Annotated in this window: 20 protein-coding genes; 7 read left to right on the forward strand and 13 right to left on the reverse strand. The window is 56.2% G+C overall.

Annotated elements, in window-relative coordinates; translation table 11 throughout:
- Positions 1–14: 14 nt before the first annotated feature.
- Both FEE96_RS16990 and FEE96_RS16995 read right to left on the reverse strand, forming a co-directional pair.
- Positions 15–2,534 (reverse strand): ABC transporter permease, encoded by a 2,520-nt coding sequence (locus FEE96_RS16990; protein ID WP_138164317.1) that lies wholly within the window; start codon positions 2,532–2,534, stop codon positions 15–17.
- A complete protein-coding gene (locus tag FEE96_RS16995; protein WP_138164318.1) occupies positions 2,531–3,238 on the reverse strand; it encodes an ABC transporter ATP-binding protein in 708 nt (235 codons plus the stop codon). Before FEE96_RS16995 ends, FEE96_RS16990 begins: the two co-directional genes overlap by 4 nt.
- Positions 3,239–3,287: 49 nt before the next feature.
- On the opposite strand from FEE96_RS16995, the gene FEE96_RS17000 reads away from it, so the two are divergent.
- The gene (locus tag FEE96_RS17000) at positions 3,288–3,932 is read left to right on the forward strand and encodes an arylesterase (RefSeq protein ID WP_138164319.1); all 645 of its coding nucleotides are present in this window, start codon (positions 3,288–3,290) and stop codon (positions 3,930–3,932) included.
- A 5-nt stretch (positions 3,933–3,937) separates the two neighbouring features.
- On the opposite strand, the gene FEE96_RS17005 is transcribed toward FEE96_RS17000, so the two are convergent.
- Positions 3,938–5,323: an aminotransferase-like domain-containing protein gene (locus FEE96_RS17005; RefSeq protein ID WP_138164320.1), complete on the reverse strand. Its 1,386-nt coding sequence runs from the start codon at positions 5,321–5,323 to the stop codon at positions 3,938–3,940.
- A gap of 122 nt (positions 5,324–5,445) precedes the next feature.
- Between FEE96_RS17005 and FEE96_RS17010 the strand changes: the two genes are divergently transcribed.
- The gene (locus FEE96_RS17010) at positions 5,446–6,321 is read left to right on the forward strand and encodes a DMT family transporter (RefSeq protein WP_212744793.1); all 876 of its coding nucleotides are present in this window, start codon (positions 5,446–5,448) and stop codon (positions 6,319–6,321) included.
- Between the two features lie 73 nt (positions 6,322–6,394).
- Here the strand turns inward: FEE96_RS17010 and FEE96_RS17015 are convergent, their stop codons facing one another.
- Positions 6,395–6,601, reverse strand: coding sequence for a cold-shock protein (locus FEE96_RS17015; RefSeq protein ID WP_138164321.1), 207 nt, complete (start codon positions 6,599–6,601; stop codon positions 6,395–6,397).
- A gap of 290 nt (positions 6,602–6,891) precedes the next feature.
- On the reverse strand, positions 6,892–7,473 hold the full coding sequence (locus tag FEE96_RS17020) for a L,D-transpeptidase (RefSeq protein ID WP_138164322.1): 582 nt from the start codon (positions 7,471–7,473) through the stop codon (positions 6,892–6,894).
- A gap of 177 nt (positions 7,474–7,650) precedes the next feature.
- On the opposite strand from FEE96_RS17020, the gene trxA reads away from it, so the two are divergent.
- Positions 7,651–8,076: a thioredoxin gene (gene trxA / locus FEE96_RS17025; RefSeq protein ID WP_138164323.1), complete on the forward strand. Its 426-nt coding sequence runs from the start codon at positions 7,651–7,653 to the stop codon at positions 8,074–8,076.
- Here the strand turns inward: trxA and FEE96_RS17030 are convergent.
- The 5 genes from FEE96_RS17030 to FEE96_RS17050 all read right to left on the reverse strand — a co-directional run bounded on the left by FEE96_RS17030 (position 8,073) and on the right by FEE96_RS17050 (position 13,308).
- Positions 8,073–8,822: a hypothetical protein gene (locus tag FEE96_RS17030; RefSeq protein WP_138164324.1), complete on the reverse strand. Its 750-nt coding sequence runs from the start codon at positions 8,820–8,822 to the stop codon at positions 8,073–8,075. The two genes, trxA and FEE96_RS17030, sit on opposite strands and share 4 nt — an antisense overlap.
- 94 nt (positions 8,823–8,916) lie before the next feature.
- A complete protein-coding gene (locus FEE96_RS17035) occupies positions 8,917–9,288 on the reverse strand; it encodes an eCIS core domain-containing protein (protein ID WP_138164325.1) in 372 nt (123 codons plus the stop codon).
- Between the two features lie 513 nt (positions 9,289–9,801).
- Positions 9,802–11,127 (reverse strand): glutamate--tRNA ligase, encoded by a 1,326-nt coding sequence (gltX, locus tag FEE96_RS17040; RefSeq protein WP_138164326.1) that lies wholly within the window; start codon positions 11,125–11,127, stop codon positions 9,802–9,804.
- Positions 11,128–11,259: 132 nt separating this feature from the next.
- Positions 11,260–12,591, reverse strand: coding sequence for an NAD(P)/FAD-dependent oxidoreductase (locus FEE96_RS17045; protein ID WP_138164327.1), 1,332 nt, complete (start codon positions 12,589–12,591; stop codon positions 11,260–11,262).
- Positions 12,592–12,693: 102 nt separating this feature from the next.
- Positions 12,694–13,308 carry a hypothetical protein gene (locus FEE96_RS17050; RefSeq protein WP_138164328.1) on the reverse strand — a complete coding sequence of 205 codons (615 nt, stop codon included), beginning with the start codon at positions 13,306–13,308 and terminating at the stop codon, positions 12,694–12,696.
- 329 nt (positions 13,309–13,637) lie between these two features.
- On the opposite strand from FEE96_RS17050, the gene FEE96_RS17055 reads away from it, so the two are divergent.
- Positions 13,638–13,892, forward strand: coding sequence for a hypothetical protein (locus FEE96_RS17055; RefSeq protein ID WP_138164329.1), 255 nt, complete (start codon positions 13,638–13,640; stop codon positions 13,890–13,892).
- Positions 13,889–14,278, forward strand: coding sequence for a hypothetical protein (locus FEE96_RS17060; RefSeq protein WP_138164330.1), 390 nt, complete (start codon positions 13,889–13,891; stop codon positions 14,276–14,278). Before FEE96_RS17055 ends, FEE96_RS17060 begins: the two co-directional genes overlap by 4 nt.
- 29 nt (positions 14,279–14,307) lie before the next feature.
- Here the strand turns inward: FEE96_RS17060 and FEE96_RS17065 are convergent, their stop codons facing one another.
- Together FEE96_RS17065 and FEE96_RS17070 are read right to left on the reverse strand one after the other, a co-directional pair.
- A complete protein-coding gene (locus tag FEE96_RS17065) occupies positions 14,308–15,009 on the reverse strand; it encodes a ubiquitin family protein (protein ID WP_138164331.1) in 702 nt (233 codons plus the stop codon).
- Between the two features lie 112 nt (positions 15,010–15,121).
- Positions 15,122–16,780: an NAD+ synthase gene (locus FEE96_RS17070; protein WP_138164332.1), complete on the reverse strand. Its 1,659-nt coding sequence runs from the start codon at positions 16,778–16,780 to the stop codon at positions 15,122–15,124.
- Between the two features lie 164 nt (positions 16,781–16,944).
- Here FEE96_RS17070 and FEE96_RS17075 point away from each other — a divergent pair, with 164 nt between their 5' ends.
- Positions 16,945–18,378, forward strand: coding sequence for an MORN repeat-containing protein (locus FEE96_RS17075; protein ID WP_138164333.1), 1,434 nt, complete (start codon positions 16,945–16,947; stop codon positions 18,376–18,378).
- 63 nt (positions 18,379–18,441) lie between these two features.
- Here FEE96_RS17075 and FEE96_RS17080 read toward each other — a convergent pair whose 3' ends face one another.
- Positions 18,442–19,107, reverse strand: a complete 666-nt coding sequence (locus FEE96_RS17080; RefSeq protein ID WP_138164334.1) for a pyridoxamine 5'-phosphate oxidase family protein — start codon at positions 19,105–19,107, stop codon at positions 18,442–18,444.
- A gap of 96 nt (positions 19,108–19,203) precedes the next feature.
- On the opposite strand from FEE96_RS17080, the gene pdxR reads away from it, so the two are divergent.
- Positions 19,204–20,574, forward strand: coding sequence for a MocR-like pyridoxine biosynthesis transcription factor PdxR (gene pdxR / locus FEE96_RS17085; protein ID WP_138164335.1), 1,371 nt, complete (start codon positions 19,204–19,206; stop codon positions 20,572–20,574).
- Positions 20,575–20,670: the final 96 nt, after the last annotated feature.

Genomic DNA, 20,670 nt, shown 5'->3' on the forward strand with positions numbered 1-20,670 from the left:
GCTGCTCTCTGGCTCTATTCCCGTGACCGCAATTGCCCTGCCGGACGCGCCGCCAGAGGTTGCCAGGCGAACACCAGCCCGGCCAACAGGGTTGCCAATACACCACCGCTGACAATGGCCAGCGCACTGGGCCAGATCACTTGATAGCTGATCTCGAACACATAGGTGTTCACCGCCCAAGCCCCGGCAATACCGGCCGACAGCGCAACGACGCCAGCCCCCGCGCCTAAGATAACGGAGCGGAGCGCGAAACTGGACAGGATGCGTGCACGCGAAGCCCCCAGCGTTTTTAACAATGCAGCTTCATAGCGACGCGCTGGCTCGCCTGCGGCAGCGGTTCCCAGCAGAACCAAAAACCCAGTCAACAGCGTTGCCGCCGCGCCGTAAGCCGTGGCAGAGGCAATCTGCCGCAGAACCTCGGACACACGCTCAATTGCGTCCCGCACCCGGATGCCTGTCACATTGGGCATGTCACGTCCCAGATCCCGCAGGATCAGTGCCTCGGCCTGTTCCTCGGCATAAACTGTGGCGATAAAGCTGTGGGGGGCCGCAGCCAGTGCCTGTTCATTCAGGACCAGAACAAAGCCCATTCCGGCGTTAGAGAAATCGACATCGCGCAGGCTGGTGATTGTCGCCGTGATGTCACGGCCCATAATGTTCATCGTCAGGGTATCCCCCAGCGTCAACCCCAGCTCCTCGGCCTCTTCTGCAGCAAAGCTGATTTGGGGTGGACCGGAATAATCCTCGGGCCACCATTCGCCAGCTGTCAGTTTGGTTTCCTCGGGCTTTTGGCCCGCATAGCTGATCCCTCGGTCGCCGCGCACCACCCAGTGATCCCCTGCCACTTCGCGCGCAGGTTGGCCATTGATCTGAGTGACAACACCGCGCAACATCGGCGCGCTTTCCATTTTGGAAACCTCCGGATCACCATTGATCCGCTCTGCAAAGGCAGGCATCTGATCCCGTTGGATATCAACAAAGAAATACGATGGCGCCCGGTCCGGCAAGTTGTCCCCGATGGCGCGGCGCATATTGCCGTCAATCTGGCCAATCGCAGCCAAGACCGTCAGGCCCAGCCCCAGTGACAACACCACCGGTGTGGCCCCATCCCGTGCGGTACCAATCGCAGACAGCGCCCAGCGCAACGCCGGGCGACCCCGTGTCAACCGGGTGCTGCGCCGCGCAGCGATGCCGAGCAAGAGTGCGGCCAACAACAACACGGCCAGTGCAGCGGCCAGCCCAGCCGCCGCCCAAAGCGTCAGTTCAGGCGATCCGCTAAACCAGGCCGCAGCCCCAACCAGCAACGCCAGCGCCAGTGCAGTGGCAAACAGGTAACGCGCTGCAGGCAGGTGATTGCGGCCACCAAAGGCATCCCGAAACAGCTCGGCCGCGCGGATGCGTTCAGCACGCGCCAAAGGCCACAGGGTAAAGATAAAGGCGGTCAGCCCGCCGTAAATTGCCGCCTCAACCAGCGCTGATGGGTAGAAAGAGAAATCAGCGGGGAATGGCAATTGTGCCGCGATCAGCGGCCCAAACAGGACTGGCCCCAAGCCACCAATGACCAGACCAATGGCTATGCCCAGCAGGGCCAGCGCGCCAATTTGCAGGAAATAGGTCATGAAGATTGTCGAGCGATCCGCCCCAAGGGTGCGCAGCGTCGCGATGGTTGCGGTTTTGGTGGCCAGATAGGCCCGCACCGCGGCCGATACCCCAACGCCACCCACAGCCAATCCGGACAGACCAACAAGGATTAGAAACGAGCCCAACCGTTCGACAAACCGGGTGATGCCGGGGGCACCGTTGCGCGCATCGCTCCAACGTAGCCCGCTGTCCGAAAACTGGCTCAATGCGGCTTGTTTGGTGGCGTCCAGATCGGTGTCATCAGGCAGCTCAAGACGATACTTGGTATCAAACAAGGTGCCGGGGGCCAGCAGTCCTGATGTCTGCAACGCCTGCGTCGCCACAATTGTACGTGGCCCAATGGAGAACCCCGACGCCGCAGCATCCGGCTCGATCACCAATTCCGCCATCAGTCGGAAATCCTGCGTGCCAAGCTGGAAAATATCACCAACCTGCAGGCCCAGACGGGCCGATAGGGCCAGCTGCATGACCGCCCCCGGTACGCCACCTTCCCCGGCCAAGGCCTGTTCCAATGGGATATCTGGCGACAGAACCACCGTTCCGGTCAGCGGATAAACATCGTCTACTGACTTAACTTGGGTCAGCACGCGGTCCTCTCCGACCACTGCCATTGAACGGAACTCGGCAATTTCGGACACGGCGCTTGCATGTTCCGCCATCCAGGCGCGGGTGGCGTCATCGGCAAACCGATAGGTGAACTCCATTTCAGCGTCACCGCCCAGCAGCACAGCACCCTGACTGGATAAACCGTGTTCAATCGAAGCCCGCACCGTGCCAATGGCTGCAATCACCGCAACGCCCAGCGCCAGACAGGCCAGAAAGATGCGAAAGCCACGTAAGCCGCCACGCAACTCACGCCGGGCAAAGCGCCAGGCCAAAGACAAGGACTTCATTCTGCGGCCTGTTGATCAGCGGATGTTTCAATCCGACCATCGCGCAGACGTACCACGCGATCACAGCGTGCGGCCAGTTCTGGCGCATGGGTGACCATGATCAGGGTTGCACCGTGGCGATCGCGCAGGTCGAACAACAGATCCATAATGGCGCTGCCATTGGCCTCGTCCAGGTTTCCTGTGGGCTCATCCGCCAGCAAAATATCGGGTCGTGGCGCCACAGCGCGGGCCAGTGCCACCCGTTGTTGTTCACCGCCAGACAGCTGCGCCGGGAAGTGCCCCGAGCGTGCACCCAGCCCCACCGCCTCCAGTTCCGCCTGTGCGCGCTCAAACGCGTCTGCATGGCCTGCCAGCTCCAGCGGTGTAGCGACATTTTCCAGTGCGGTCATTGTGGGGATCAAGTGAAAGCTCTGGAACACCACCCCCATATGATCCCGCCGGAACCGGGCCAACCCATCTTCATCCATCGCGGTCAGATCCTGACCCAGGGCGGTAATTTTCCCACCTGAGGCCTGTTCCAATCCGCCCATCAACATCAACAACGAAGACTTGCCGGACCCGGAGGGACCAACCAGACCCAGCGTTTCACCCTTGGTTACATCAAGGTCAATCTGGTGCAGGATTTCCACCACTCCGGTATTGCCATTCAACGACAAGGATGTGTCTTGTAAGGACAGAATTGGGGAAGTGGTTTGTAATGTCATGAAGCCGCGCCTAATTGGTATATCGTTGCGATATGGAGGTTCTAGCCAAATGCACAAGATGCTGACCACTGCGGTGCTGCTTTTTATTTCAACCATGGCTACCGCCGAGCCCCTGCGCATCACTGCGTTTGGCGACAGTCTGGTGCATGGATATGGGCTGCCCACGGATCAGGGATTGGTGCCGCAACTGCAGGTTTGGCTACAGGAAAATGGCGCTGATGTTGTTCTGACCAACGCTGGCGTGTCGGGCGATACGACGGCCGGTGGCGCAGCGCGCATTGACTGGACATTAAGCGATAACCCTCAGGGATTGATCATTTTGTTGGGCGGCAATGACATGCTGCGCGGGATGAATCCGGAAAATGCCAAAACCAATTTGGCTGCTATTTTGACCGCAGCACAGGCACAAAATGTCGATGTGCTGCTGATCGGGATGCAGGCGCAGGGCAATTTTGGACCCGACTATAAGGTCGCATTCGAGGCCATTTACAGTGATCTGGCAACCCAGTTTGACAGCCTGCTGTTCAAAGACGCCTTTACAGGGATCTCAAACCAAGTGTCCGGTGATCCGGTTGCCGCGCAGAAATACCTGCAAGACGACGGCATCCACCCCAATGTCGAAGGGGTGGCGCTGAATGTCGCAGCGTTAGGGCCTGTGACCTTACAGCTGGTTCAGCGGATTTCAAAGCAATAGTCGCCTTATCGCCCCTCAAGCCCACGTTCTAAAACTTCAAACACCTTTGGGTCGGACATCTGGCTTACGTTGAACCGCATAAACGATGTCATCGATTGCGACACGCTAAAGACGTTCCCGGGGGCCAGAACGATGTTTTCGACCAACGCGGCCTTGGCCAGATCTGCGGCGTTCACCTGTCCAGGTAAGCTGCACCACAGGTAAAACCCACCACGCGGCATCAACCAGGGTGTAATCCCCAAGCCGGTCAATCGAGTTGCCACCTCGCGACGGTGTTTGGTTAAACGGTTCCGCAGGGCCTCCATATGTTTGCGATAGCTGCCATTGCTGAGCACCGAATAGATCAGTTCCGTTGCGACCGGACTCGGACCACCAAAATTAGTGGCAACCTGCAGATCCGTCAGGGCCTCGATCCAGTCAGCGCGAGCAGTGATGTACCCACAGCGTACCGAGGCCGAAAGGGTTTTGGAAAAGCTGCCAATACGGATCACCCGGTCCAAGCCATCCATCGTCACCAATCGGGGCGATGGGCTGGGCTCGAATGCTGCAAAGATGTCGTCCTCGATGATGATCAGATCATGGGATGTCGCCAGATTTAGAACCCTATGGGCAACCTGTGGCGACAAGGTGCCCCCCGTTGGATTGTGAAGCGCCGAATTGGTGATGTAGAGACTGGGTTTATGCTGGATCAGCGCCTGCTCAAACAGCACAATATCCGGCCCGGATTGGGTGAGTGGCACGCAAACCAACTCGACACGGTGCGCCCTTAGCAGAGCCTGAAAATTGAAGTAACAGGGATCATCCACCAGTACGGTATCACCCGGACGTAGTAAAAACCGACAGATTAAGTCGATGGCTTGGGTCCCAGAGGGCGTCAGCAGAACCTGATCTGGCCCAACATTCAAACCTTCGTCAATGAATTGCCGTGCCAGCAACCGCCGCAAATTCAACGCACCTTGGGTGCTGCCATAGTCTGATAACAATGCGTCATCAGAGCGCCCCAAGTTACGCAGGGCCTGTCGCATTGCCGTATTGGGCATCCAATCCGCCGGCAGCCAACCGCAGCCGGGTTTGAGCGCGTCAGGCGCCGCATCCAGAGACTGTCGCGAGACCCAGAACGGATCAACCGAACGGTCCAACTGCGGCCCCACCTCGCTGACAGCAAAGGGCTGAGTGCTGCGCGCCACAAAAAATCCTGCGCCGCGTTGGGCAAATATTGTGCCCTCTGCCGCCAGATGATCATAGGCATCCACCACGGTAGACGGCGACACCTGCATAGTACTGGCAAAGCCCCGTATCGACGGCAGTTTCTCCCCCGGTTGCAGCGCCCGGCTACTGATTTTGCGAAGAATGGCGTCAACCACCAATGCGGTCCGTGAGCCTTGCTTCATTTCAAGCTCCTGCATCTGTACTGGCAGATAGAGCGGTACAGTTTGGATTTATTGTATTGATTTGTTCCTACATTAGTCTCGCGTAGTTGCCTAGGTTTGCCAAAAGTCAGGAGACCAAACACATGCAAGCCATTTCACAAACCAGTTCAATGCGAGGATGGGGCAGCGGGTTGATTGGCGTCATTATCTTTAGCGCCTCCTTGCCCGCAACTCGTATTGCCGTCACAGGATTTGAACCGGTTTTTCTAACCTCAGCACGGGCGGTTATTGCCGCCATACTCGGGGTTATCTTGCTGGCACTGCTGAAACAATCCCGTCCCAAGGCAAAGGATGTTCCGCCCTTGCTGATTGTCGCCTTTGGAGTGGTCGTTGGGTTCCCCCTGCTGACAGCCATGGCGCTGCAGTACATCACGGCAGGCCATTCCATCATTTTCATCGGCCTGCTGCCACTGACAACCGCGATATTTGGCGTTTTGCGCGGCGGTGAAACACCCAAGCCAATGTTTTGGGTTTTCTCTGGGTTTGGAGGTTTGGCAGTTGCTGCCTATGCCCTGTCGCAAGATGCCCAAATTTCGGTTCAAGGGGATCTGTTAATGGTGGGGGCAATTACTGTCTGTGGCCTGGGTTACGCCGAAGGCGCCACCCTGTCCCGGAGAATGGGGGGCTGGCAGGTGATCTCTTGGGCCTTGGTGCTGTCCCTGCCCATCATGGCCGCCATCGCAATAGTCGCATTGCCCAACAGCTGGTCCGGCATCAGTCCGGCGGCATGGATCAGCCTGGGGTATGTGTCGATCTTTTCGATGCTGGTGGGATTTGTGTTCTGGTATCGCGGCCTGGCATTGGGTGGGATCGCCGGTGTAGGCCAGCTCCAACTATTGCAACCGTTTTTTGGCCTGATGCTCGCGGCACTTTTACTGGGCGAAGCCATTGCACCGTCAATGGTCGCCGTAACTCTGTTTGTGGTCAGTTGCGTGGTTGGCGCAAAGCGCTTCGCTTAACACCACGAAATGCTAATCCAAAATACATGGACACAAAAAGACGGCCCCTTTTTGGGGCCGTCGTTGCACCGGTTTAGGCCAGTGCAATATCCACTGCGGACTCGCGACCATCACGGCCGGGCTGCAGTTCATAAGTTACTTTCTGGTTGTCAGCCAGGCCGGTCAGGCCTGCTTGCTCAACGGCAGAAATATGTACAAATACGTCACGGCCGCCATCGTCGGGTGCGATGAAGCCGAAGCCTTTGGTTGTGTTAAACCATTTGACGGTGCCATTAGCCATCGTCATGTCTCCTAATCGTCTAGTCTGCCCGCATCATGCGGCAGGTCGGCAAAGTCAGTGCAAAATCGAAGCCTGAGCCGAAAACGGGCAGTCTATAGCCGATAGCGTAACATCGCGGTTTTAATGTTGTCGGCAATGAGAGATCTGTGCAAGGAAAATTGCCCTTTTCGGTGAAAATCGGGCATTTTCAGCGGTTCACACCACTTTTCGCCCACCTGAAATATATTTCACCGACGTGAGTTTACGTTCACGTTTTAGGTTGGCTATCTCAAAACCCACCGCCTCAGCACCTACAAAACGGTAACAACAGTACCGACAGGGACACGTTGGTACAGATCGATCACATGCTCGTTGAGCATACGAATGCAGCCGTTTGACACCGATTGCCCAATGGTCTCCGGCTGGGTGGTACCGTGAATACGGAAGTAGGTGTCGACACCATTCTGAAACAAATACAATGCCCGCGCACCCAGTGGATTTGTCGGGCCACCAGGCTGAACATATTTGTTGTCTACAAAGCGCGAATACGTGCGAGGTTCCCGTTCGATCATCTCGTCAGTTGGACGCCAGGTGGGCCATTCCTTTTTGACCTCGATAATGGCAGAGCCGGTAAACTCCAACCCGGCCCGTCCGACACCAACCCCATAACGAAGTGCCTTACGCTTGTCCGTGACAAAATAGAGATAAAAAGAGCGCGGTAGGATCAATAGCTGGCCGGGTTCGAACTCTTTCTTGATCCGAACTTCCTGCGGCGTTGGGTCAAACACAGCAGGTTTTGATTTTGCAAGGGCTAGGCTGGGCAATGACAAGGCAAGACTACTTGCGGCAGCGGAGTTGATAAAATGGCGGCGACTAAAGCAATTGGTGGACATGGCACCTCTCTAGGATTTTGGGCTATTCCTTCAGAATTGCCCCTGTTTCCTGTTCGGTCAAATAAAATCCGCGTGCAGCAACCGATCCTCCGATCCCCAGCATGCAGGTGATAAGTTCTTGAGCCTGCCGCTACAAAACCTATATGGGATTTGGAATATTAATCTGGAGGACGCGTCATGGCGGCCAAGACACTGACCTGCCTATCCTGCGCCCAGCTCAATCGGGTGCCCGACGACAAGCTAGGCGCCAACCCAAAATGCGCTACCTGCGGCACTTGGTTGTTGCCCGCCAAGCCCATGGACGTGGACCCAGCCATTTTGCAAAAAGCGGCACAAAACGATGATCTGCCATTGGTGGTCGATTTCTGGGCCCCTTGGTGCGGTCCTTGCAAAATGAAGGGTCCTGAGTTCAGCAAAGCGGCAAAAAAACTGAGTGGCAAGGCACGACTGGTGAAAATGAATACGCAAGACCATCAGTCCACCGGAGCCCGATACCGGATCAAGGGCATTCCCACCATGGTCGCATTTGAACGCGGCAAGGAGAAAAAGCGCAAATCAGGCGCGATGCGTGAAGGTCAGATTGTCGGCTGGGTTAAGGGCTAAAAGTCTATCACGGTAATCAGCTTAACCTCTCTTTGAACCGGAGTGCTGGGCGCCATACCCGCCGCTGCGGAGGTACTGAGAGCGGGCCTTAGCTCCACCAACGCACGTGGGGCGAACAGAGCGCTTTCAACTTCCCGCCGCAGCTCCTCGCTGACCCGATCTTCGTCACAGGCACCGCGAATAGTCCATCTCTGGTATGACGCCGGCCCGGCCACGGTGCCGGAAACAACCCGGGATGCGACATCATTTTCGCTAACTTTCTGCGAATGGATCAGGGTTTTGATCATTTCTGCCGTCAGATCAGCACTGTCCTGAAAAGTCATATCCTTGGTCGTTTCCTCGCGAGCTGTCGGCTTGCCGTCAGTCAGACAATGACGCGCCACATAGATCCAGTCATGCACCATATAGGCGGGGGCATACCCCCACGGAGAGAACCCCTTGAACAGTTGCGCTTGCTTTGGAATCGAGCCGCCATCGGTGTACATGATTTCTGGCTCGATCACCTTGACCCCAGCCGGATCACCCCCTCGGGTGAACCGAAGCGGATTGTTTTGGTCCGGCACATAGACAAACCTACCGCTACCGGTGTCGTCCCCTTCACCGATCCACATCACAAACAGCGATCCGGTGAACTCACCGACAGGGGCCGCATCATAGTCGACAGAACCGCAACCTGTCAGGGTCGCGCAAATCGTCAATGGTGTAAAAAAACGCTGGGCGAGTGCAACAAAGGTCCTGAAAGGCAAACAACTAATCCCGTAAATGAACGTCTCTCGAAATGATGACAGATTAAGATCTGAAACCAGAAAGTCCATTCATACTCAGAACGCCCGATGTTGCCTATTTCGCTATAAGCGCCTCGCCATCTTTTGGTTTGGGAACTTTACCCCGGCTCTGCTGTAAGACATGCGCCAATTCATGCACCAGTGTTTCGGGTTTCTTGGCATCTCCGGGACGCATAAAGTACACGTTGTGCCCCTGAGTAAACGCTTTGGCCTTTAGCTCTTTGCAGAGTTCCTTGGTGTTGCCGCCGGTGTGCACCCGCACCTTGGCCAGTTTCGCACCAAAGTGTTTCTCCAGACCGTCACGGACATCTTTTGGCAGCTTCAGTTCCTTGGTACCTTCGGGCGCTTTTTTTAGCGCCTTGCGCTTGGCTTTCTTGCCTCCTGTGGCCTCGACCATGGTGGCGATTTCTTTTGGGGATTTGGCCATTGGAGACTCCACTTTCTGTAGAAACACGCATTGGGCTTGTGACCAGAATAGATTGCCTGGGATTTCTGTCAAATCTCATCCACACAACAACACGCGAGCGATTAATCACTGCACGCCAATAACCCGGTCGGCCTGTGGCGTCCGGTTATGCAGTCAGGCTGCGCTTTGAAATTGCTTACCCAGGTATAAGGATGGCGGCACCGCCAAAGCGGATGCGGACGGGGTTCAAACCCCGCGTGCTAAACGTTGTCTCTGCGCGCCCCTATCGTGATGGGACCCTGTTCCATGTGCCGGGGGTGATAGGCCCAGCGGTAATCGCGATTGGGGAGTGTTTTGCCAGATCGGGGTAAAAGTCGTCCTAGCTGGGCGCGCGATCAAGATCACAACCGGCAACGGATCCATGAGCCTGTGTCGCTCACATTGTTCCACTCTTTAGTTGCCAAGGACAGCACCCGACCGGGCGGGTGCTACCCGACCTGACGGCCGGGCAGCACATTTATTTTGACCGGAGCCTTAGCCGCGGGCGCGGACAACCTGCATCAACGACAGAAGCGCGCTCATGTCTGGGCCGCGTTCCATGCCGGTCACCGCGTGACGCAGTGGCATGAATAACTTTTTGCCTTTGCGACCAGTGGCTTCCTTCACCGCTGTGGTCCAAGTTTTCCAAGTGTCCGCATCATAAGGACCTTCGGGCAGCAGCGCCATTGCCTCGGCGATGAACTCTTTGTCCTCATCCGCGATCAATGGCTCGGCACCGTCGCGGCACAGGGTCCACCAGGTTTCGAGATCAGCCAAGGTGGTAATGTTTTCCTTAGCGACATCCCAGAACGTTGCCTGCTTGTCAGCAGGGACACCCAGTGCATCAAGGTCGGACTGCACCTTTTCCAGTGGCAGCGACTGCAGGTAGCGGCCGGTTAACGGGAACAGGTCCTGCACGTCGAACTTGGTTGGCGCAGAGCCAAAGCGGTTGATGTCAAAGCCTTCGATCAGCTCGGCCATTTCATTGCGCAGCTCAATCGGGTCGCTTGAGCCAAGACGGGCCATCTGTGACAGCAGTGCCATCGGCTGCACACCCTGCTCGCGCAGGTCGCGCAGGGCCAAGGTACCCAAGCGTTTCGACAATGCTTCGCCCTGAGGGCCGGTTAGCAGCGAGTGGTGGGCGAATTCAGGTGGAGTGCCACCCAGCGCCTTGATGATCTGGATCTGGGTTGCGGTATTGGTGACGTGGTCAGATCCACGTACAACGTTGGTCACACCCATTTCGGTGTCATCCACAACAGACGCGATAGTATAAAGCACTTGACCGTCACCACGGATCAACACCGGATCAGAGACTGAGGCCGCGTCAATCGAGATGTCACCCAGCACGCCGTCGGTCCACTCGATACGCTCGTGGTCCAGCTTGAAACGCCAGACACCATCGCCACGCTCGGAGCGCAGGGCGTCTTTGTCGGCATCCGACAGGTCCAGCGCGGCGCGGTCATAGACCGGTGGCTTGCCCATGTTGAGCTGCTTCTTGCGCTTCAGGTCCAGCTCGGTCGGCGTTTCAAACGCTTCGTAAAAACGGCCAATGTCGCGCAGCGTGTCTGCCGCTTCGGCGTACTGGTCAAGACGATCAGACTGGCGTTCGATGCGATCCCAGGTCAGGCCAAGCCATTCCATGTCTTGCTTGATGGCATCGACATATTTTTCTTCTGACCGGTTTGGGTCGGTGTCGTCGATACGCAGAATAAAGGTGCCGCCGGCCTTGCGGGCGATCAGGTAGTTCATCAGCGCAGTGCGCAGGTTGCCTACGTGGATATATCCGGTGGGCGATGGGGCAAAACGGGTGGTGGTCATCACATGTCTCCTGTTGTCTTGCCCATCTCACATAGGCAGAGTTTTGTCCAGTTGATGAGAAGGATCCACGCCAACGGCGCGGGCCTGCGGCGCGAGTATTTTTGCAAAAAGAAGCGAAAGCCGGTGGCTAGTCTAAACGCCGTTGTCTATCCGCACCCGGCTGCCGTCGGTGTAACGAGACAAGCGGAAGGCGTGAGGGTCCACAATGGGTGTCGCACCGGTGACCATATCCGCCATCAAGCGCCCTGCCCCAGGTCCAAGACCAAAGCCATGGCCAGAGAATCCGGTAGAAATAAACAGGCCCGGCAGGTCGTCCACCCCTGAGATAACCGGGATGGCATCAGGCAACACATCGATCATCCCAGCCCAGCTTTGCACTACGTCAGCCTGTTGCAGGAACGGGAAGGCCTGTTGGGCGGCGGTCCAGCCAGATTTCAGCGCCGATTGTGAGGGTTCTGGGTCGAGGATACGGCATTGTTCAAATGCGGTCTCTTGATCGGGTGTCCAGCGGCGCGCCTGGGCGGCCTCTTCCTGCCAGCGGCCTGACAAGCGAAACCGCAGAGAGCGCCATTCGCTTAGGAAAGCAGGTAGATATTTCAAACTCAGGCGAAAGCTGTCGGGCACGATGTCAACCGTGCTCTCGCCGCTGTTGGCCACGGTATAGCCGCCATCCGCGCGTTTGGTGAGGCCGTATCCATCACCCCAAAGTGCAACGTCGGGCCCCCCGGTCACCGCTGAACAGCGCAGCACCGAGTTCAGGACCTTAAGCTGTGGCAGGGATATCCCGGCATTGCCAAGAAACAGTCGCGACCAAGCCCCGCCTGCGACCACCACCGAGCTACAGGCCACCCGGCCCCGTTCGGTGATCACCCCGGCGATCTGGCCAGCCTGCACATCCACAGATCGAACCGCACAATTCGAGAGGACAACGGCGCCGGCATCACGGGCGCCCATGGCTATCGCGTGGGTTGCCAGCTGTGGTTCAGCACGGCCATCCATTGGGGTCGACAGGGCAGACTGGATCTGGCCCTCATGCCCCGGCAACATCATCTGCAGGGTATCGCCACTGACCATTTCACTGGCGGCATCAAAGTCTTGCAGGTTCTGCGCCCAGCGCTGTAAGTGATCGCGACGTTTGTCGGTATTGGCCACAAACAGGCTGCCGCAGCGATGATATCCGGTCTGGTACCCTGTGCGCTCCTCTAGCCCTTGCCAGATTGACATGGATTCGATCATCAGTGGGATTTCACGCGGATCGCGCTGAGACAGGCGCACCCAGCCCCAATTGCGCGAGCTTTGCTCGCCGCCAATACGGCCCTTTTCACAGAGCAGTACAGATACGCCACGCGTCGCAAGCTCCAGCGCAGTTGAGGCACCTACGATACCGCCGCCAATGACAACTGTATCGACGGATTTTGGGAGACGTTTGTCCTCGGGAAAGGACGGTAACTCGGGACCGGGCAAAAAACGCCTCCGATTAAATGCAACTCTTAAAGGTGCACTATGCGAAGTCCGGCGTCTTGTGCAAAGCAAAATTAGCCCATTGGGGACGAGTTTTGCGTTAGGTCACTTGGCTGTGGCCAGATCACTATCCTGACGCTGGGCCAAAAGCCGGTCAAATGGTTCGATCAAATCAAGTTCTTCATCTGGTTCGCTTGTAAACGTTGGCAAATACAACCCCTGTGTCCAACGGCTCGGCAAGTGGCTGGAGAGGCCCTGCACCCGGTCACTAAACCGATTGGCCCAACTCACCATCCGGTCAGCCTGTACAGGCAAAAAGCGGTGGTAAAGACCAAAGCAAGCCCGTCCTGCGCCAGCCAGACGGCTTGGGCCAACACTCCATACCAAGGCCAAAACCGCCACCAGCGACAAGATCACGACGGCAGCAACCCCAACGGGACTGAAGATTATCGCGGCCAATGACAGGATCAGCAGGTTGTGGCTCCACCGCGGTTGGTACTGTTTTACCTTAGTCAAGGCGCCTGCCAACACGCTTGCTTTTGGTGCGGTCGCTTGCGGGCGTGGCTTTGCATCGCGTGATTGGGTCTCAACAACGTCTGGATGTTCGACCTTCTCTGCCAACATGACTTTGCGAATTTCGTTCATGATCTCTGCTTCGCTGGTCTCAACATTCGGAGCTTGGATCAACGCGTCACATTCTGGCTGATAATATTGGACCATTTGGCAACTCCTAGTCTTCGAAAATTGAGCAACGGAGTGGTCATTGGGGCCACTCTTCAAACCACAAATACAATTTAGCCCATATGGCCTCAGTTTTGTTGGTTTTGCCTCAAATTAGACGAAAATGCCGAATGAACGGCGCGACTGCGTCAACAATGAAGCTTTGACATGACACTGTCCCTAAACGGATGACAATTAACCAGAATCACATTGGCGGTTCACGCCTTGGGGACAACGTTGCGAGCAAAAGACCCGGAAAATTTGCGACAGTTTCGCTTGCCTTCATTTAGCCCCTTGCAGAATCGCTACCTTGGTACCAAGGTAGCTACATGAAAAAGATAGAGCGCACTCAAACCGGTCTGAGGATCGAAAAACGCATGTTGAAGGTGATGAAGGGACTGGCAGAGCATCTGGAATGTTCTCTGGCAGAAGTCATCGAAGGTATGATCTTGCATAATTTCGAAGGCAAAAGCCCCTTCTCAGAAAACACCCTGAAGAAGATCGCGCAGTTGAAGGAGGTCTATGATCTGGATCTGACGGCTGCGGATGCGCATGGGTTGAGCGATGAAGGAGAGGCAAAATGAGCCGTTATGAGGAACAGCTGGATCAATTGATTGATGGCACCTTGGACAACAGTACATTCAAACATGTGAACCACATTGGTGTGGCTTTTGAAGCCCTGCAGCGCGAGCGTTTCTTTGACGCAATGGCAACGGTTGCCAATGGCATTACGGCGGCGGCCCAACGCGCTGGCGCGCCTAAGAAATTCAACGCAACCATCACCATGGCCTATATGAGTGAAATCGCTGAGAGGATGGAGGCCAAAGACTATGCGGATGCTGACAGCTTCATTGCAGCCAATCCGGATTTATCATCGGGTTCAGTCTTGAGCAGGTATTCAAATGGTCGCGCGGTGTCGGCGAAGGCTCGGCGTATTGCGCTATTGCCGGATCTAGCGCCAGCTGCTTAGAGGACTTAGATAATCTGAGATCTGCGCCGCTAGTCCTGCTTGAAATCAGCAACGAGCTTCTCAAATTTCTGCACATATCGTGCCAGCTTGTCCGCATCCGTCTTACTGTTGAGAAAGGGCTTACGCCTTCCCGTCACCTTGACATCTTTTCCGGACCCGCAATTGCCAATAGATACAAATGGAACACTTAGATCACACCTGAGGTGAGGCATTTTTGCTGCCAAGTAGGCATAGTCTTCGGTGTCAAATTGGTGGGATACTCTCAAGTCGCGCAATGATACGCTTCTTGCCAGGGGTCTTAGACCATCCTCAATAACTTTAAGATTCACTAGTGTAAGCTCTTGCAGGGAAGGCATATCCCCTAGGCCGTCGAGAGAATGGATGACTTGAGGCTTTGAATGCCCGCCGAACAGCTCCAACGCGGGCAGATCGCGCAGTTCGCAGATCGGGGTGATGTCCGTGATCTTAGGAAACTGGACAAGACTCAATAAGCGCAGGTGTTTGGCATTCTCCAGGCCGGTAAATGTTTCGAGCTTTGGCGCCCAATTTATGAACAACGCCCGCAGTCTTGGAAACTTAACCAGGGCTAGCAAGCCAGAGGACTGTAACTTCTTGATACTCAAGCATTCAACGTCCAGAAACGTTGCTAGGCGCTCAAAATCACTATGACTGACACCGGCCGCAGATGCTGCTTTGGCAGTCACTGGATGATCCAGATCTGCGATCTTCATGCACCCACCGTTCATGCAAACAATGCCGCCAGAATAGTCGAATAGCTCGGGCCCAACCTCACCCGCAGCATCCAGTGCCTTGTTGAAATCAGCGAAGAGAGGGTGCGGCATCTTAGCTCGGGTCACGCCAACGGTTGGCAATGGGATAGCGGCGATCCAGCCAGAAGGCGCGCGGGGTTAGGCGGGCACCGGGTGCCGATTGAAAGCGTTTGTATTCGCTGATGTAGATCAGGTGCTCGACCCGTTTGGATACGTCGCGATCAAATCCAGCAGCCACGCAATCAGCAATAGAGCCGTCCTGGTCTACCAGAATATCAAGGATCGCATCCAGCTCGGGGTAGTCCGGCAGGCTGTCGCTGTCTTTTTGGTCTTCGCGCAGCTCGGCTGTTGGGGGCTTGTCGATCACGTTGGGACGGATCACCTCACCTTCTGGCCCCATCATCCATGGACGGTGGTTGGCGTTGCGCCAGCGGCAAGTTTCAAACACGCGGGTTTTATACATGTCCTTGATCGGATTATAGCCGCCCGCCATATCGCCATAGATGGTGGCATAGCCTACCGCGACTTCAGATTTGTTACCGGTGGTCAGCAACATCTCGCCAAATTTGTTGGACATCGCCATCAGCAGCAATCCACGCAGGCGAGATTGGATGTTTTCCTCAGCCAGACCCTCCTCCAACCCGGCAAACAGCGGCGCCAGCGTGTTGGTAATGGCGCTGCGACCTTCGGATATTGGTACGTAGTCGTAATGACAGCCCAGTGCCTTGGCTACGGCCTCGGCATCATCCAGAGATTCTTGCGAGGTGAATTCAGACGGCAACATCACACAACGCACATTTTCCGCGCCCAGTGCATCCACCGCAATGGCTGCAACAATGGCAGAATCCACGCCGCCAGACAGGCCCAACAGGACTTTGGAGAACCCGGTTTTACGCATGTAGTCGCGCAAGGATTCGACCATCACGCGATAGTCTTGCTCCCATTCATCCGGCAGGTGGGACTTTTCGCCCTCGACCGCGCGCCAGCCATCCGGGGTGCGTTCCAGATCCAAATGGGTGACACATTCGTCGAATACCGGCATTTGCAGGGCCAGCGCGCCACCCGGGTTAAGCACAAAGGTGCCGCCATCAAACATCTGATCATCCTGGCCGCCGACCATATTCAAATAGATCACCGGCAATCCGGTTTCGACCGACCGGGCGACCATGTGGTTCAGCCGGACGTCCATTTTATTGCGGTAATAGGGAGATCCATTAGGGATCAGCAGGAATTCGGCACCGGTTTCTTCGAGCATTTCAGCGACATCTTCATGCCAGCCATCTTCGCAGATCGGACTACCAATCCGGGTATCACCAATGGCATAGGGTCCCCCCAGCGGTCCCGGTGCAAAAATTCGCACCTCGTCGAACACCGTCTCGTTGGGCAGGTGATGTTTCAGGCAACGGCTGGCAATCTTGCCATCTCTCAAGATCAAATAGGCATTATACAGTTTGCCGCCTTCAACCCAAGGGCCACCGATCGCCAGAGTCGGACCATCAGCACAGGCCACAGCCAGAGCTTCCACCTCGGCCATTGCCGCTTGATGGAACACGGGCTTCATCACCAGATCCTGAGTATTATACCCGGTAATGAACATTTCCGGCAGCGCCACCAGATCAACCCCGGCCTCGCGCCCTTGCTCCCAAGCGCTCCGAGCCAATGCAGCATTTCCTGCCAGATCACCCACCACCGGGTTCAATTGCGCCAAAGTCACGCGGAAACGATCAGCCATCCTGCTCTAGTCCCTTTGAAAATCCACCCCAGCCATTTAGCAGATTTAACATCAAGGGAAAGAGAGCAGAGGCAAAAGACATTGCGGGAATTCCCTCGCTCGCCTAGTTTCTAAATAGACCGCGGCGCAGCTGCGACATTTTATTTTGATCAGCAGAGGTTCCCATGGTCCGACTTGGCATCGCATTCGCACTTTCCATAACCCTGACGCTCGGCTCTGCTGTTCTGGCACAGGATGGCCAGGTTATCTCTACTCAGGACGAAATTGGCGGCGTCTATGAGGGCACGTTTCGGGGCGGTTTGCAGCATGGCACTGGCACCTATCGACTGCCAAATGGGTACGAATACTCCGGGGATTGGGTGGATGGAGAGATCATTGGCCAGGGCGTTGCCCGCTTCCCTAACGGATCCGTCTATGAGGGCAGTTTTGCCAGCGGCAAACCCGAAGGACAGGGAAAAATCACATTTTCTGACGGTGGCACCTATGAAGGCGATTGGGTCAACGGGGTCATCAGCGGCCAAGGCGTTGTCATCTACGCCAATGGTGTGCGCTACGAAGGCAGTTTTGTTGATGCCCAGCATAATGGCCGCGGCGTCATGCAGAACCCCGGTGGCTATGAATACAATGGGGACTGGGTCAACGGAAAGAAACAGGGCAAGGCCACGATCACCTATTCCAACGGGGCGGTATATGAAGGTGACGTTCAGGACGGTAAACTACATGGGCAAGGCAAGCTGACCCTTCCCGATGGGCTGGTATATGACGGCCAATGGGCGGACGACCAAATGCATGGTACCGGCCTGCTGACCCAACCCAATGGTGATATCTACGACGGGCCGCTGGATACCGGCCGACGCCAGGGTCAGGGGCGCCTAACCTATGCCAACGGAGACACCTATCAGGGTGATTTCAATAATGACCAGCGCGAGGGACAGGGCACCTTCACCGGCACGGACGGATACATTTACACCGGCGCTTGGCTGGGCGGGCAGATCGAGGGTGATGGTCATGTCACCTATCCCGACGGATCCATCTATGTGGGCCAGTTTCGCGCTGACCTGGCGGATGGTCAGGGCAAAATCACATATAAGGACGGATCTACCTACGAAGGCAGCTGGATTGCAGGCGTCATCGAAGGTGCTGGAACAGCCACCTATCCCAACGGGGTGATCTATACCGGCGACTTCAAAAATGCCCGCAACCATGGACAGGGCATCATGACCTATACAGACGGGTATCGCTATGATGGCGGCTGGAAGAATAGACTGCGTCATGGAGAGGCAAAGGTCACCTATGCAGATGGCTCTATCTACACGGGCGCATTTTCCGAAGGCCAGCGTCACGGTACCGGAAAAATAGAAATGCCGGATGGGTTCGTCTACGAGGGAGATTGGGATCAAGGCAAAATCAGTGGTCAGGGCGTTGCGACCTATGCCAATGGAGATGTCTACGAGGGGCATTTCCTGAACAGCAAACGCCAAGGCGCCGGAACCATGCGTTATTCCAGTGGTCAGGAGATCAGCGGGAGCTGGGACAATGGCGCCCCCCCTGCTGAAGAAACCACCAATGATGGCGCAGCGGCAACTGACGGCGGCTGACCCAGACCAAAAGGTGCGCGCAAGCACGCACCCTACAGCCTCTCAACATGCCGCCCCTGATCGTCAGCCGATCCGAATTCGGCTCAGATGATCGGGCATGTTAACCCCCGAAAGATTCGCGGGATCCGCTTCGGGGTGTTGCAACTGCAATGACATCGGCACAACGCCTGCCCAAATCGGCAGCGCGTAATCTTCGTCGTCATCTTTGGGGGCGCCGTCGCGGATTTTAGCCGAGGCTTCCTCGATTGGGATGCGTAAAACCGCTGTTGCCTTGATCTCTTGCTCTGTGATCGGGCGCAGAGTTTCCCAACGGCCCGGAAACAAGCCATCCGTCATGGCCTTTAACCGTGCTTCTTTGGCAGCTGGGTCAACGATTTTCTCAGCCCGCCCAAAGACCATTGCGGATCGGAAATTCACTGAATGGTGAAAAGCTGAGCGCGCCAATACATAGCCATCCATTAGGGTCACGGTTATGCAAACGTCTGCACCCTCCATCGCCCGAATGGCCCGGCTGGCTGAGGACCCATGCCAGTACAGATGATCCCCCTCGCGCCACTGCAGGGTTGGCAGAACTGACGGCCGGCCATCAAGCTGGTATCCAATATGGGCCAGGGGCATCGCGTCCAGCACTGAATAGAGGGTGTCGCGATCATAGCTACCGCGTTCATGGCTGCGTCGAAGACGGCTGCGTTCAGTTTTCAATTCGGCATCTTGTGGATTCTGGGTCATGTACCTGGTCTCATTCAAAGTGTCTTTCGGCTTGACAGGTATCGCCCCTGCGGACTTAAAATAAGCTCCACTTATCGACAAAAAGACCAGTCCAATATGGCAGATCTTGCCCATCTTTTATCCCAAGCCAATCCAAGCCCACGATACGTACAGATTGGCGACGGGTTGAGAAACCAAATTTCCGAAGGTCATCTGGTTGCGGGCTCACGGCTGCCTGCCTCTCGTGCGCTGGCACAGGACCTTGGGGTGGCGCGATCAACTGTCGTCACCGCTTATGATCAGCTGATCGCAGAAGGATACCTGGAAGCCCGCCAAGGTGCGGGGATTTTTGTCTGTGACGTGGCCCCAATTGCGCCTACCCGAGTACTGCCACCACAAAGTCCAAAACGGCCCCCGCAAGAGAAGCAGTTGTTGTTGCCCGGTGCCCCTGATCCTGACATTTTCCCAATCCAACCCTGGGCACGTTGTGTGGCGCGCGTCGCCCGGAGCACTCCGCAGGCACTGGTCCATCAAGACGACCCGTTTGGCGACCCGGTCTTACGCCGCGAAATCGCAGCCTATGCTGGGCGTTGGCGCGGCATTGTTGCCACGGCGGATCAGGTCATCGTCACCAGCGGTGCGAGTGAAGCGCTGAGACTGGCGATGGAGCTGCTTGTCAGCGACAACCACATTGCACTTGAATCCCCCGGATACGTGCCCACCCAAAAGTTTGCTTCGGCGCGGGGCTGGACTATTAACTGGATGTCTGTTGGTGCGCAGGGTGCAGCACTGCCGAAACAGGCCGCAGAGGTCACAGTGCTGACCCCATCGCATCAATTTCCGCTGGGAGGCAGCCTACCCATCCCCGTACGGCAAGCATTTTTACAAGCAGCGGCCGAGCGGAATGGCTGGATCATAGAAGACGATTTCGACAGCGAGTTCCGCTATGCCGGGCAGCCGGTTCCAGCTATGGCGGCGCTGGATCACCATGGTTGTTGCGTTTATGCAGGTACGTTTTCCAAAACGTTTTCGCATTCATTGCGCTTGGGATATCTGATCCTCCCCTCTAGCTTGATCAGTCATTTTCGAGACACCCTGAACCAGACGGTTGGCGGAGCCCCGATCACAGCACAACGGCCGCTGGCCGAATTCATGGCCTCGGGACAATATGATCGCCATATTCGCCGGGCCCGACGCCTATATGCGCAGCGCTACGCAGTGGCGGCGGCGGCTATCGCAGACTGGCCCGATCATCTTGGTCATTTCCACCCCCATCAGGCCGGTATGCAAATCGCTTTTCATTTGGCATCTCCTCACAATGAGCAAGAGATGGTCAAAGCTGCACAAGCCGCTGGATTTTCAATCAGTTCACTGTCTCGCTATGATCCCAGCGGGCAGACACGAGGACTATTGATCGGATTTTGCCAGTCGGAACCCGAACAATTGAAGGACCAGATTGAGCGATTGGGACGTGCGATCCAAATCTAAAATAAAACTACCGATTGAGGCTTTTCATTTACCAAAGGGGATGTATAAATCGCTGCCATGATCAACCGCGCACATATCCTATCCACCGACGCTGCC

Source organism: Parasedimentitalea maritima (assembly GCF_005771405.1).
In the GTDB taxonomy this organism is placed as follows: Bacteria; Pseudomonadota; Alphaproteobacteria; order Rhodobacterales; family Rhodobacteraceae; genus Parasedimentitalea; species Parasedimentitalea maritima.